Origin of the sequence: Shewanella sp. SNU WT4 (assembly GCF_006494715.1) — a bacterium.
In the GTDB taxonomy this organism is placed as follows: Bacteria; Pseudomonadota; Gammaproteobacteria; order Enterobacterales; family Shewanellaceae; genus Shewanella.
This window is the reverse complement of record NZ_CP041151.1, coordinates 1,956,018-1,968,987: the sequence shown is the minus strand read 5'-3', so window position 1 is coordinate 1,968,987 and position 12,970 is coordinate 1,956,018. Positions and strand designations below refer to the sequence as shown.

Sequence of the window (12,970 nt, the reverse complement as noted above, 5' to 3'; positions counted from 1 at the left end):
GCAACATAAGTTTCTGTTTTGTTAAAACTAACTGTCCTATACCTGCTGCCGCCCCTTGGCGAGATAATAATCCACACTAAAGCCTTTACCGCCACCACAACTAAACAGCACAAGTAACATCAGAAAATAGGTAGCCGCAAACTCGATACCATTATTGAGCACCACAAAATTGCCTGAACTGGTTAACCACTCAAAATCGCCATGTTGCTGCAATAGCTCTTTAGCCTTAGCCAGCTTTTCAGCAGAGGCTAGGACTTGCTCATTGGCAAGCCAAGAGGACGGGTCGCTAATCGCCAGCCAGCCATGCTGCCAATGCACAGTTACTGCGGCCACCGCCATAGTGATCATCATAGGCAGAGCGACAAGGCGCGTTGCCAAGCCAAGCAATAACAAAATGCCACCCAAAAACTCAGTACCCGCCGCTAAGCCCGCCATCACCTCAGGCATTGGCAGCCCAAGCCCCCACTCAGCATTACCAAACCAAGCGGCGGTATCACTAAAATGACTTAACTTGTTATAGCCAGCTTGAATTAACACAGGGGCTAAATACACGCGTAGCCCCAGTAACGCTAAACCTTGAGTGCTGCTGGCCGCTTGATTAAACAGGTGAATTAATCGATTAAATCCCATGATGTAGCCTCTAGTAATTAACTGTTGAACTAGACCTTGAAATGTACCGCCTTATTTCAAGGCTGTGGGTGAGATGCAATATTGTTCAATCCATCAGCGCTTAACTCGTCAAGATCGGCGGCAAGTTGCGTCATAGTGGCCATGATTTTTTGTTGCTGCTTCGCGCTTAAACTCGTTTGCAGCGCTGCCACTAATCTTGCGAGCGCTTGGCTATTGGCTGTGATGAGCTCTTGGTATTGCGCGCTTTTAAGGGTATCAGTCGCTGTTAATAACACAGCTAATTCTTGGCGCAGATACTCTTTATCTTGGCGCAATTGCAGCGCATGCATAAAACGCTTAAACCACACAGCTTGATAGCTATACCAGAGCTTAGTCGTTCTTGGGCGACTGCGGTTGTATTGCAAAATCATAATTCGCTGCTCGGCAGATAGTGCCCCCAAGTACTCTTTAGCTTTATCGAGCATGGATTTATCGTTGCGATGAACCCATTCGTCATCACTATTGTTGAGATAGCGCTCTTTATCCTCATCAATTTCGGCTTGAATATTTATCTTAATTTGTTGGACTTGCTCATCCGTTAACGAGCCAATTAAGCTGGTGATAGTGTCAAGATTATGATGAATGACTGCTTGCCTTGCTCACTGTGATAATGCCAGCGATCGGCGGTTAATTGTCTCTGTCCAATATTCGCCTTTAAGGCATTAAGCTGCTGATTATATTTGGGAAGTTCATGAGCTTGATGCCAGAGGATAAATTCGGCAATGGCGGCGTCTAATGCTTGTTGCTGCTTGTCATTAAGTTCAACATAATCATCGAGTTGCCATTTTATGGCCCAATCAATAAAGTAATAACTCATTTTCGTCGAGCAAGCACTAACGCAGGTAAGTAGCACTAAGATAATCAATAGGTGGCCACGCAAACGAGAGGATAGCATCTGATAGCCTTAGGCATTCGCCGCTGTGTAGAGTCATAGTGCCCGTCTTACGCTACACACCAAGTTTGACGTTAACTATTTACTAACAAGTTGCCAGAAACACTTAGACCAGTCCAGAAATTCTGCGTCACAGCTATCACAAGCCTGATTGAGCGCCCAAATGCTGGCGGTAAACCAATAGCAATCAAGCATGGCTGGTATCAATACCATTTCATTACCACTAAAGTGCGGGTGACGCGCTAAATAGGCCTGACAGAAGCTAAATGCCTCGGTGTCAGTAAACTCACAGGTCGCAATAATTGAGGTGAGATCCCACAAGGGATGAAAATCACAGCTAAATTCAAAATCAATCACATAGACACTATCACTTTGCAGCAAGAGATTATCAGGATGCAAATCTCTATGACTAAATTGCTGCCAATTAAAGCCTTGATCTAACTCCCGCCATTGGGCGCTTTGATCAGAGCCATAATCCTTAAACGCCCGAGCTAACCCCGCAAAGCTTTGCTGCTGCGCGCTTGTCCACGTTGAGCAAGGCGCTAACGCCGTTAACGCACTTAAATACTGCTCAATTTGGTGCGATAAATTATTGCCTCTGGCCGCTGCGCAGTTTGTAGGAACAGATTGCGCTAACGACTGTGACAGTGAAGATGACTGTGACAATTGAGGCAAGTGAGATAGCGGAGACAATTGAGAGATCTGAGATAACTGCAACAAACTATCCAGCAATTTCACTTGATGGCTTGCTAAGCCTGAACATAAATCTTCGTTTGCGCGCGAGTCATCCTTAACCTTGCTGCTCTTACCATTGTTAACCTTACTTTTGTTAGCCTTGCCCTGCCCCATAGCGTTAATCGTCGGAGTATTAAGCTGCGAGCGCCACTTGGTGCTTGACGTTAATCCATCCACATCAGCAAAGCCTGCGCCAAAGGCCGCCGCATTTACTGCGGGGCAATACTCACTCAAGTAACACTGAAAATCTGCACTCACCCAATGAAGCGGCGGCGCTAGATTAACCGCTGCCGCTTGACGCCAAGCCTTCACTTCATTTTGCCTGGCATCTAATGGTTTGATTAAGTTGCAGCGCAGCACCCAACGCAGGCCTAACTGACAGTCTAACTCTTGATGACTGATGTGCTCACGGCTGAAATCAAGCTCTGACACACTTATAGTCAATGCTGGAGGCTTAGGCTTGGTCTTAGATCTAGACTTAGCCTCGCCCAAAAACAGCAGCACATTGATATTGTTAAGGCCACTCGTCAATAACTGCGGTGTTGCCGTCAACGCTAACTGATAATGACTCAAGACTTTGCCTAAGGCATTAACGACATCAAGCGGCGCCTCATGGCGCGCTAAGAGTTTAAGCAATGATTGCCATAGCAAACCCTCTTGAGGCATAAGTTAGGCACCAACCATTTGCGGCTCAGAATCCAAGGCTAACTGCTTGCGCCACAGCCAATAGCCGCTCATAGCCAAGCCAACGTACAGCACAAATAGGCCAGAAGTTAAGATCATGCCTTTACTCAGGTATAAATAAATCGACACGAGATCTATCACTACCCAATACAACCAATTCTCCACCACTTTTTTCGCGACTAACACTGTGGTCATGACCGCAAAGCACGTGGTTGCCGCATCAAGATACGCCATCGAAGCATGGGTGTAATTGGCCATCAAGTACCCCACCAACACAGAAACCATACCTGTGACAGCAATAATCCCTAAGTGGCGCTTAACACTCCAAGAGACTAATTGCTGCCCCTGACCGCCCTCACCGCCGTTCTTCCACAACCAAAACCCATACACGGCCATGGCCATGTAATAGACATTGAGCACAGATTCCATCAGCAAGGACACTTTCCAAAACAACAAGGTATAAATTGCAGTACTCGCAAGAGCCGCTGGCCAGCACCAGATACTTTGGCGCATAGCCAAAATGAGATAAGCCATAGCGAGCAGCACAGCTAACGCTTCCCAGCCATTCATCATCAACCAATCAGACTGTAAGCTTTGGAGCCAAGTCGTCAATTGCGACCACATATTACTGCTTATGAGCCAAATTAAGCTCACCTCCCAAGAATTTACACACAAACGCCGCCTTACCAAATTTACTATGGGCAGCTTCCATTTCAACGGCAAGCATAGCCATCACTTCGCTATATTCACCAACCACTTGCGTGGCCATAGCATTAGTTACACGCTCAATATTAGGGTAAGAGTCAACTCGTTGAATAAACCATTCAATGGCTTCTAAGTAATTGTCTTGCAGCGGATACATACTAATTTCGGCGGTTAATTTCATCATAATGTCCAAAGTTTGCGGCAATGCCACATTGAAAAAGGCCACGGCTGTGGCCAAGAATGACTCACTGAATACATTCAGAGAGTTAAATTACATAAAATCATATTTAACAGTAATACCTACTTGGCGTGGATCGCCATAACGCACATATTGCTGATCGGCCCAGTCTTTATTGGGTTCATTACCAAATAAGAAACCGCGCACGCCATACTGCTCATCAGTGAGGTTACGCCCCCACAGATACACAGACCAAGCATTCGCCTCGTAACCTAAACGCATATTAAGCAAATGGTAATCATCGGATTGAAATTCATTACTGTCAGAATAATAAAAACTATCCATGCCGGATAAGGTCAGGTTGGCAAAATAGCCAGCGTTACGCCAAGTAGCGCCCACTTGATAGTTATAGCTAGGAGAATGCGCTAACTCACGGTCAGATAAGTCTATCTCGCCATTATCGTCTCGATAGATATAGTTATCATAGGTCGCCTTTAATAATCCCAAAGAAGCGTATAGTTCAAGGTTCTGAGTGGCGTAGTAATTAACATTAGCTTCGAGACCGTAATTGGTTGAGCTTGCTGCGTTAGCGGTATATAAAATGAACTTCTGAGTATTGGCTTCAATATTGAAAACTTGAATTGAAGCGTCTACCTGCTGATCCTGGCGATCCATAAAGAAAAGTGAAACACGGGTATTCATGTCACCATTTAACCAGTTACCACTATGCCCAATTTCATAGTTATAAAGAGTCTCGGCTTCATATCCAATATAATCACTTAACTCTGGATAGGTAGCTAAGTCTAAGCCAACGTTAAATCCACCAGCTTTGTATCCTCTAGCTACTTTTGCATAGAGTTGCTGTTCATCTGATATCTGATAACCAACAGAAATATGCCCTCCAAAAAGAGTCGCATCTGGCGAATAAACCTCGTCATTACTATCACTATAATCAGCTTGCCATTGCTCTATTCGCAATCCAATAGAATAGTGAAACTTATTAATATAGGTATCCAATTGCCCAAAGACGGACAGTTTTAAAGCCTCATAATTACTCAACCAAGAAGAATCCCAACCGTTATATTCTTCTCTAAGCAGGTTATCTTCAGTCAGCCTATTAAAGTACAAGCCAAACAACCAATCTGTGGTGCCAGCAAATATCCGCCCAGCATCATCGCTCAGGATGCGCACATCTTGACTGAAATTTTGGCGTTTAGCGGTTTTATCCCACCAACTGTCATACACACATGGCGCCATTCCAATGAAAGTACCACCATCATCATAAACAGCACATTCCAACTGCTGCCAATACTCTGAGTTTGACCAATCGCCATCATAGGCATGGCGCTGTTTAGTATCAGTAAAGCTGCTGATGGATTCAATGCTAAAGCGCGGATCAGCTTGCCAAGATAATTTAAGTGCCGCGCCATTGGTGGTTTGAGTATCGACTCCGGGTTGGTCGGTATTAGTATAAGTACCGTTACTGTCTAGCGACCAAACATCATAACCATTATCAAAATTACCGTGCAGTAAGGTTAAATCCGCTTGTAAATCATCATTGATATACCAGCGTAATTTAGCTTTAACTGAGGTTTCATCGCGCTTATTGGTATCATCACGGCCAAGATAGCTATTTTCCATAAAGCCATCTTGCTGATGGGTTTGCACTGAAATGCGCCCAAGCAGGCTATCGTCTTGATTAAGTGAGCCGCCAGCATAGGCACCTAAGGTCCACAAATCATCGGTACCTAAGGTGAGTTCAGTGCCAGCCTCAGGTATGGCACTCGGCTCAGCACTGGTTAAATAAATCGCGCCCGCTAAGGCATTACCACCAAACAAGGTACTTTGTGGACCGCGCAGCACTTCAACTTGGTCGATATCAAATAAGCCTGATGCCATGCCTAACCCAGACAAATCGATATCATCGACAAAAAAACCTACTGAGCTGTTAGGCGCGCCTTGATATTCTTCTTGATCGCCCACACCGCGAATTTGAAAATATCGCGCCCGCGAGCTGCCGCCAGACCAGTTAAGGTTTGGGACACCATTTAAAATATCTTGAAAGTTTTCGCCGCCATCATCTTGTAATTGGGATTTATCAATGACGCTGACGCTAGATTGCACTTGATTGACATTAATGGCGCGAAAATCGGCCGATACCACTAAGACTTCCATCGGCTTATTATCGGGCGCGGTTAAACCTGTGGTGGCAGAGAAGGCATTGCTACAAAAGCTTGTCGATATAGCTAACGACAGCAAAGAGATAGGATATTTCATGGGACCTCAATCTATACTAGGTTGAGATCCGGCAAGACGCGCGAAGGCAATAAACACACCATTCCTACGCCGGTATAAGCCGGATCAGGTTCTAAGGGTTCGTCTATCGACATCTCAGTCAGCGCTGCTGACACCCCTTGGCGGCCGCAAGTATAGCTTAAGTAGTCAGATTGTTAATAGAGCATAATCAGTAAATTACGCCTATTTGTTAAAAATAAACTTATTGAGAGAATACTTCCCGCACATAAATTTCAAAACTAACAGCACCATTGGCTGGCGCCATGGCTTGCACTTGGACTTGTTGTTTACCGTATAAGGTTAACGGGGTCCAAGATGAAGAGTCACCTTCAATCACAAAACCACTGCCATCAAACCAAGTAAATTGATATTGCAGGCTTAAGTCGGTGGAATCTAAGCTAGTGATAGTCGCAATGCCTTGCATCATGCCGCCGATAAGGCGAGTTTTAAGCTCACTAATGCTGACATCACTGCCCACGCTGCTGTTATCAACGCGGGTAATACCACCCGTGGATGCCATTATCCCGCCAGTTCTATGACTGCAAGCACTCATGCCAGCAACAACTAACAACATAGCAAACGCATAACCTAAGCGAATATGGGGTTTCATCAGCATCTCCTGTTCAAGCTAAGCCAGATTAAATAACTCACTTTTACCTACCAATAATACTTACCGCGACTCACTCATGTTAAGCCTTCATCGTAAAACACTAACCTAACAGAAAATGAGCCCGCGCTGTGGCAATTAATTGCTTTCGATTCGACTGCCAGCAATCGATACTCACATTGGCCACACGTCGACCTTGGCGAGTAATACGGCACTCGGCAAAGGTATCTTTATCATAGCCTGCACGTAAGTAATCAATGGAGAAATCCACGACCTTAGGGACGCCAGAGGCTTGCATCAGCACCATAAGTTGCACTATCGCCGCCATTTCCATAAAGCCCGCGATCACGCCGCCATGCAGCGCGGGTAACACGGGATTACCAAGATTTTCAGCCTTAGCCGGCAATTTAAACACTAATTCATCACCAAAGCGTTCAACTCCCATGCAAATGTAATTAGCATAAGGCACTAAGGCTAATATCCGATTAACATCTTGGCTGCGCGCCGCTTGCCTAAGTAATGAGTGGCTATGTTCCATGTTAGTTTCCATCATTGTTACCAAGCTTGTCGGCGTCGGCATCATCGCCCATCAATGCTGCGCGAAAGGCATCCCCCACCATTTCGGGGCTAATGCGCATAAACGAGCCTACCGCATGGGCTATGGGGTTATCTATGGAATCTTGAAAAGCGATCGCCCGAGTAAAGGCCACGCTTGTGGCTAATTTATAACATTCAGCCATGGCATACACAGGCAAATGCGGCGCCGCTGGGCGCATATAATCCACCCGTAGATCTAAGGTCGGGGATATTTCTAACGCATTGTATTTATTCTTAATGGCGCAAATAGTGGCAGTGCCACAACTGGTGTCCATTAAGGTGGTGATCACCCCGCCATGAATAACCCCAGAATCAGGGTCGCCCACTATGTCAGTGCTGTAAGGTAATTCCAGCAAGACATGATGCTCGCTGGCCTCTAACACCTTAATGTTTAACTGCCGACAATGAGCAAGCTGCGCAACAAAGCGCTGCGCTAAGCCTGTGAGTGGGAAATCTTGGGGGGATACCTTCATGCTTTAAGGCTCAACATCCGGCCTAACTGCTGACCACCAACTAAGTGCAGGTGAATATGGTACACCTCTTGGCCACCATGACGATTGCAATTCATGATAACTCGGTAGCCATCTTCGCTAATGCCCGCTTCTTGCGCTAGACGCGCAGCCACTGTCATCATCCGCCCTAACGCCAGTTCATCAGACGCTTTAGCGTCATTCAGGGTTGGGATCAGGTGATTAGGGACAATTAACACATGGGTCGGCGCCTGCGGAGAAATATCGCGAAACGCGGTCACTAGCTCATCTTGATATAAAATATCCGCTGGAATTTCACGGCGGATAATCTTACTAAAAATGGTTTCTTCGGCCATGAGTGTTTGTCCTTTTGATGATGTCATTGAAAATCCCCTCGGCGGTATACCTGATAATTAGCGAGCGCGCCTCGTTATGCAAGTTACTCAAATCACCCTAAGCATGTAAATAGCTGCAGCAAGCATGGCTTTAATTAGCGTCGTTTACATTGAGCCGTATGAGTAAATAGCAGCAGAGAATAGCGCGTTAGCCTTAAATAACGTGGCGCCAGTATAACTTAAAATCAAATACTTGGGATAGGCTCTAGCGAATGGCAAGCCCCGCTGTAAACCATGAGCAACTAACGGCAATAACACTAAGCGTTATGCCAGTCATTAGTCTAAGTCGTAGCATAAGCTGTTAGCCTAAGTCGTTAACCGAAGGGGAAAGCTCAGCTTGTGATTCGTCCTTAACCTATGCCTTGGCTTCGGCCATTACTAAACATCTCGTATTGAGAAGTTCTGGAATTAATAAGCGCAGGAAATTGCCACTAGGCTCAGCAAAATCCCTGAGTAATCAAGTAAATTTTGCTAGCATAGGAGCAACATCTATCAGGATTCAGATTGGGATTAACCTATGCCACATTACCAGATTAATGCGCACCACTATTTGGCTCATTTATTTGATGTCACTATTGATGTGAGCTCAGCCAAGCCGCAACAGATTTTCTATCTTCCCGCCTGGATCCCTGGCAGTTATATGATCCGTGATTTTGCCCGTCATCTTATTGATATCAAGGCCCATGATGCCAACGGCGCGCCATTGGCACTGGTGCAATTAGATAAGCAGCGCTGGCAACTTGTGAATAATTGCACTGAATTTTCCTTAAGCTATCAAGTGTATGCCGCCGATTTATCGGTGCGCAGCGCCTTTCTTAATAACGAGCGCGGCTTTTTTAATGGTAGTAGCGTATTTGTAGGCTTTGAAGGCTTAGAAGATAGCCCTCATAAAGTCACAGTCGCAGGGCCTGAGCACTGGCTACTTGCCACAGGTCTTAAGCGCGTTACTGGCGCTAAATGGCACTATGGCGACTTTATGGCCAAGAGTTACGATGAACTCATAGATCATCCCTTTGAATTGGGCCAGTTTGCCCACCATAGCTTTGATGTTGATGGCGTGCCCCATGACATTGTTTTAGCTGGCCGCTTACCCGATGCGTTAGCGCAAGACAGCAGCCCATGTTTGCAGCGTTTAGCCAGTGACTTAACTAAGATTTGTCGCAGTCAAATCGCCTTATTTGGTACGCCAGCACCTTTTACTGACTACCTATTTATGACAGCTGTGCTCGACAATGGTTTTGGCGGCCTAGAGCATAGAAACTCAACGGCGCTTATGTGTAGCCGCTCAGATTTACCGCTTACTTTCCAGCAGCCAATTAATGATGGCTATCTTGGCTATTTATCCTTATGCAGCCATGAATATTTTCATAGTTGGAACGTCAAGCGAATTAAACCGCAGCCATTTATTCCCTATCAACTAAGTCAAGAAACCTATACCCGCCAATTATGGGCCTATGAAGGAATTACCTCTTATTACGATGACTTGATGACCTATAGATCTGGGGTGATTTCCCCATCCCAGTATTTAGCGCAACTGGCGCAAACGTTAACGCGGGTGTATCGCAGCCAAGGCCGAAGTAAACAAAGCCTGGGTGATTCAAGCTTTAACGCTTGGACTAAGTTTTATCAGCAAGATGAAAATGCACAAAACGCCATAGTGTCTTATTACACGAAAGGCGCTTTATTTGCGCTATTTGTGGATTTAACCATTCGCCTTGAAAGCGCCAATGCCAGCCTTGATGATGTGATGCGCCTGTTATGGCAGCAACATGGTCTCACAGGTATAGGCACGGATGATTCCAGCCATCAAGCATTAGTCACGCAAGTGTTAGGCCGCGATGCCACCGACATGTTTAGCTATATCGACAACACCTTAGATATTCCGCTCGCTGAGTTATTCAAGCAAGTTGGGGTGACTATGCATGTGCGCGCCAAAGCCAATCCGCAAGATAACGGCGGCCAAGCATTAACGCCCGCACGCTGGGATGTTGGCGCGCAGTTTAGCGCTGAAAGTCATGGGCTCGTGATTAAAAATGTGCGCCAAGACAGCCCAGCTATGTTAGCAGGACTCAGCGCTGGCGATGTCTTGATTGCAGCCAACGGCTTAAAAGTCACCGCTAAATTTATGGAAAATCTGCAAGATTATCCAAAAGCGAGCCAGATTGAATTGCACTATTTTCGCCGCGACCAGTTACTCAGCGGAATCTTACCGCTAATGGCGCCGCCCTTAAATACAGTGCACTTTACTATTACCGATGAAGCAAAGCTAAAGCGCTGGCTGTAATTGGCATAAACATTGTGTGAGCTCTGGCGTTGTCTTACGCGCTTGGTGTGTTGTTGTCTTAAGTGTTTGGTATTTGGTATGTTGCTACTATGCCGCTTGGCATTTAGCTCGGAATTCTTCGCCTGAACTAAGTGAATACTCCCGTTAGTTTCTACGGGAGTATTCACTCATCTTTATTGATTGCTTTATAAATCAGTAATCAGTGATAACCAGATTTGCGAACGCGGAGTTCATCCGTCACGCCGATGTAATGGCTTACACCCTCACCTCGTGCATATTTTGCTGCGCCCAAGCAATGGCTTGACCGCGACTCGTTACCCCGATTTTACGAAACGCGCGATAAAGATGGGTCTTAATAGTACTTTCACTGACATACAGTTTTTTAGCGATATCTTGATTGGTAGAACCGCACAATAAGGCTTGCAACACTTCGCGTTCACGCAAAGTGAGCGTTTCACTCTCTAGGCTCTCCATATTTACGATTTTTTCAGCAATCGCATCTGGAATAGCATGCTGGCCGCGCAATATGCCATTAAGCCCTGCTGAAATCTCAGCCAAAGTATTATTGCAATAAAAAATTCCGGCGGTTTTTAACGGATTTAATATAAAGGCGGCATCGGCTTTTCGCGGGTAATGTAAATACACTAATTTAATGGGAGCAATTAGCTTTTCCGCTAAACGCGTGAGTTGATAGGCAGTTTGCAAATCCACAGAGGATAAATCTATCAGCATTAATGAATGCTGACTTAATTCCACAGTAGTGACTTGGTCTGGGGTGCGGGCATTTAATTTAATTAAGAATTCTTGCGGCCAATAGTGGTGTAGCAAGTCGCTCAGTAGCGACGAACGTGATACTAAAATCCATTTTTTGACCTTAAACATTATCTACTCCCTGATAATTGTATTGGCAAATTCCGCTTGATACAGACAGCATCAAGCAAGTATCCCTAATCTATTCATGGGATTGTATTGCAGCTACGTTTTTTTAACAAGAAAGTAACGTCAATATGCTGTAACAATCAGTATCTTAGTTATTACCAAATAGGCTAACCAGCCACCAATCCCTTGTCACACCTACAGATACCAAGATCTGCAGTCATTCATAATGATGAAGTAATCTATTTGTAAGCTTATTTTTAATATGAAATGCCGTACACTTAATTCAATCTTAAAAAACTAAGGCAATGCTATGGAAATCCAAGAGTATAAAGTGTGGCATTTATCGGTAAGACTATTTCATTGGATCAATGTCTTACTCATTTTCACCCTCAGCCTATTAGGCTTGGTCATGATGTTTAAGGCTGAGCTTGGGATTGAAGGACTTGCCGCTAAAATAGGCTTAAAACAAATACATGTATTATTTGGCTATGTGTTTGTGATTAATTTGGTCGTGCGATTACTGGCAGGTTTTATGCTATCAGGGAAAAATAGCTGGCGCGCATTATTTAGCGCTCGTAAGTCAAACGAAATTAAGCCTTATTTACAAGCCATCAAATCAGACTCGCCACCGCAATATTTGGGACATAACCCGTTAGGGCGATTAGCTGTAATGGCGCTGTATCTGTTACTCATTACCATGGCAACTAGCGGTTTATTTCGCGCTGGAACTGATATTTACTACCCACCCTTTGGCCATATGATACAAAGCTATTTAGCGGATGATGGCGTATCCCCTGCAAGCATCAAACCTTATGATAAAACAGGGGTGAATACTGAGCAGGAACAAAAGTTATCGCCGGTAAAAGGCCTAGTAGGTAAGATTCATTTGTACGGCGCCTATCTATTATGGATATTACTCGTACTGCATATTATTGGCGCTATTCGCCAAGAAGTCACCAGCCAACCTGGCACTATCTCTGCGATGTTTTCAGGTAAAAAATACCTGCCGCGGCCACCCATAGATCGATGAATAACAATCAATAACCATGAATAAATAGCGCCCAATAAAAAGGCCGGCTAAAAGCCGGCCTTTTATTAATTCAATATTATTGTGCTTTACGACCATCGTCATGACAAGCATCACATGTTGGCTTTTGGCCAACATTCATGTCATGCGGAGCATGACAATCAGCACAAGTCAGCACGCCATCATGGGCTTTGTGGTTTGCACTCATTTCAGCTAAAGAACCGTGGCAAGATTGGCATTGTTGAAATTCAAATGCGCCATCAGCAGAAGGCTCGCCATTGGCGTGACAGCTTTCACAGCCACCCATTTCAGCGTGGAAGTCAGCCAAATTTTCATCTGCAGCAAAAGCGGCTGGTGATAAGGCGATAGCAGCGCCGAATAATATGCTCAGTAATTTATTGCTCACGATATATCCTCCGAAGATGGTGCCTACAATAAGCTTCACTTGCGTTCTGAGCTTGTGGCAACCTGTAATTATGTATGTCTACTCACACTAATTTAGCGCAACCTAATCAAGAGTGCAGTAAAAAAAGTAGTCATCCCTATTTTAGCA

Annotated in this window: 15 protein-coding genes and 1 riboswitch; of the genes, 2 read left to right on the top strand and 13 right to left on the bottom strand. The window is 45.1% G+C overall.

Annotated elements, in window-relative coordinates:
• Positions 1-36: 36 nt before the first annotated feature.
• The 11 genes from FJQ87_RS08800 to hinT form a co-directional block, all read right to left on the bottom strand.
• Complete coding sequence (locus FJQ87_RS08800; protein ID WP_140932314.1) at positions 37-630, bottom strand: DoxX family protein; 594 nt, start codon at positions 628-630, stop codon at positions 37-39.
• Between the two features lie 56 nt (positions 631-686).
• A complete protein-coding gene (locus FJQ87_RS18955) occupies positions 687-1,181 on the bottom strand; it encodes a DUF6279 family lipoprotein (protein ID WP_276613167.1) in 495 nt (164 codons plus the stop codon).
• A gap of 38 nt (positions 1,182-1,219) precedes the next feature.
• Entirely contained in the window at positions 1,220-1,564 is a 345-nt protein-coding gene (locus FJQ87_RS18950) for a DUF6279 family lipoprotein (RefSeq protein WP_140932312.1), read from the bottom strand.
• A 75-nt stretch (positions 1,565-1,639) separates the two neighbouring features.
• Positions 1,640-2,962 carry a phosphotransferase gene (locus FJQ87_RS08785; protein ID WP_140932311.1) on the bottom strand — a complete coding sequence of 441 codons (1,323 nt, stop codon included), beginning with the start codon at positions 2,960-2,962 and terminating at the stop codon, positions 1,640-1,642.
• Positions 2,963-2,965: 3 nt separating this feature from the next.
• Entirely contained in the window at positions 2,966-3,553 is a 588-nt protein-coding gene (gene pnuC, locus FJQ87_RS08780) for a nicotinamide riboside transporter PnuC (RefSeq protein ID WP_240778912.1), read from the bottom strand.
• A 52-nt stretch (positions 3,554-3,605) separates the two neighbouring features.
• Entirely contained in the window at positions 3,606-3,866 is a 261-nt protein-coding gene (locus FJQ87_RS08775) for a hypothetical protein (RefSeq protein WP_140934048.1), read from the bottom strand.
• A 90-nt stretch (positions 3,867-3,956) separates the two neighbouring features.
• Entirely contained in the window at positions 3,957-6,140 is a 2,184-nt protein-coding gene (locus tag FJQ87_RS08770; RefSeq protein WP_140932309.1) for a TonB-dependent receptor, read from the bottom strand.
• A 44-nt stretch (positions 6,141-6,184) separates the two neighbouring features.
• A riboswitch (TPP riboswitch) is annotated at positions 6,185-6,288 on the bottom strand.
• A gap of 72 nt (positions 6,289-6,360) precedes the next feature.
• Complete coding sequence (locus FJQ87_RS08765; protein WP_140932308.1) at positions 6,361-6,768, bottom strand: YcfL family protein; 408 nt, start codon at positions 6,766-6,768, stop codon at positions 6,361-6,363.
• A 100-nt stretch (positions 6,769-6,868) separates the two neighbouring features.
• Positions 6,869-7,303: a PaaI family thioesterase gene (locus FJQ87_RS08760; RefSeq protein WP_240778879.1), complete on the bottom strand. Its 435-nt coding sequence runs from the start codon at positions 7,301-7,303 to the stop codon at positions 6,869-6,871.
• A 1-nt stretch (position 7,304) separates the two neighbouring features.
• On the bottom strand, positions 7,305-7,835 hold the full coding sequence (locus FJQ87_RS08755) for a PaaI family thioesterase (protein ID WP_140932306.1): 531 nt from the start codon (positions 7,833-7,835) through the stop codon (positions 7,305-7,307).
• Positions 7,832-8,188 (bottom strand): purine nucleoside phosphoramidase, encoded by a 357-nt coding sequence (hinT, locus tag FJQ87_RS08750; RefSeq protein WP_140934047.1) that lies wholly within the window; start codon positions 8,186-8,188, stop codon positions 7,832-7,834. Before hinT ends, FJQ87_RS08755 begins: the two co-directional genes overlap by 4 nt.
• A gap of 556 nt (positions 8,189-8,744) precedes the next feature.
• On the opposite strand from hinT, the gene FJQ87_RS08745 reads away from it, so the two are divergent.
• The gene (locus FJQ87_RS08745; RefSeq protein ID WP_140932305.1) at positions 8,745-10,511 is read left to right on the top strand and encodes a PDZ domain-containing protein; all 1,767 of its coding nucleotides are present in this window, start codon (positions 8,745-8,747) and stop codon (positions 10,509-10,511) included.
• 255 nt (positions 10,512-10,766) lie between these two features.
• Here FJQ87_RS08745 and FJQ87_RS08740 read toward each other — a convergent pair whose 3' ends face one another.
• Positions 10,767-11,393: a LuxR C-terminal-related transcriptional regulator gene (locus FJQ87_RS08740; protein WP_140932304.1), complete on the bottom strand. Its 627-nt coding sequence runs from the start codon at positions 11,391-11,393 to the stop codon at positions 10,767-10,769.
• A gap of 307 nt (positions 11,394-11,700) precedes the next feature.
• Here FJQ87_RS08740 and FJQ87_RS08735 point away from each other — a divergent pair, with 307 nt between their 5' ends.
• Positions 11,701-12,420, top strand: a complete 720-nt coding sequence (locus FJQ87_RS08735; protein ID WP_140932303.1) for a cytochrome b/b6 domain-containing protein — start codon at positions 11,701-11,703, stop codon at positions 12,418-12,420.
• A 76-nt stretch (positions 12,421-12,496) separates the two neighbouring features.
• Here FJQ87_RS08735 and FJQ87_RS08730 read toward each other — a convergent pair whose 3' ends face one another.
• Positions 12,497-12,823, bottom strand: a complete 327-nt coding sequence (locus FJQ87_RS08730) for a cytochrome c3 family protein (protein WP_140932302.1) — start codon at positions 12,821-12,823, stop codon at positions 12,497-12,499.
• Between the last annotated feature and the right edge of the window lie 147 nt (positions 12,824-12,970).

Bases quoted from the DNA above. Each gene is read 5' to 3' on its own strand.
- FJQ87_RS08800 (WP_140932314.1), bottom strand. From the start codon at position 630: ATGGGATTTAATCGATTAATTCACCTGTTTAATCAAGCGGCCAGCAGC.
- FJQ87_RS08755 (WP_140932306.1), bottom strand. From the start codon at position 7,835: ATGAAGGTATCCCCCCAAGATTTCCCACTCACAGGCTTAGCGCAGCGC.
- hinT (WP_140934047.1), bottom strand. From the start codon at position 8,188: ATGGCCGAAGAAACCATTTTTAGTAAGATTATCCGCCGTGAAATTCCA.
- FJQ87_RS08745 (WP_140932305.1), top strand. From the start codon at position 8,745: ATGCCACATTACCAGATTAATGCGCACCACTATTTGGCTCATTTATTT.
- FJQ87_RS18950 (WP_140932312.1), bottom strand. From the start codon at position 1,564: ATGCTATCCTCTCGTTTGCGTGGCCACCTATTGATTATCTTAGTGCTA.
- FJQ87_RS08760 (WP_240778879.1), bottom strand. From the start codon at position 7,303: ATGGAACATAGCCACTCATTACTTAGGCAAGCGGCGCGCAGCCAAGAT.
- pnuC (WP_240778912.1), bottom strand. From the start codon at position 3,553: ATGATGAATGGCTGGGAAGCGTTAGCTGTGCTGCTCGCTATGGCTTAT.
- FJQ87_RS08770 (WP_140932309.1), bottom strand. From the start codon at position 6,140: ATGAAATATCCTATCTCTTTGCTGTCGTTAGCTATATCGACAAGCTTT.
- FJQ87_RS08775 (WP_140934048.1), bottom strand. From the start codon at position 3,866: ATGAAATTAACCGCCGAAATTAGTATGTATCCGCTGCAAGACAATTAC.
- FJQ87_RS08765 (WP_140932308.1), bottom strand. From the start codon at position 6,768: ATGAAACCCCATATTCGCTTAGGTTATGCGTTTGCTATGTTGTTAGTT.
- FJQ87_RS08785 (WP_140932311.1), bottom strand. From the start codon at position 2,962: ATGCCTCAAGAGGGTTTGCTATGGCAATCATTGCTTAAACTCTTAGCG.
- FJQ87_RS08735 (WP_140932303.1), top strand. From the start codon at position 11,701: ATGGAAATCCAAGAGTATAAAGTGTGGCATTTATCGGTAAGACTATTT.
- FJQ87_RS08740 (WP_140932304.1), bottom strand. From the start codon at position 11,393: ATGTTTAAGGTCAAAAAATGGATTTTAGTATCACGTTCGTCGCTACTG.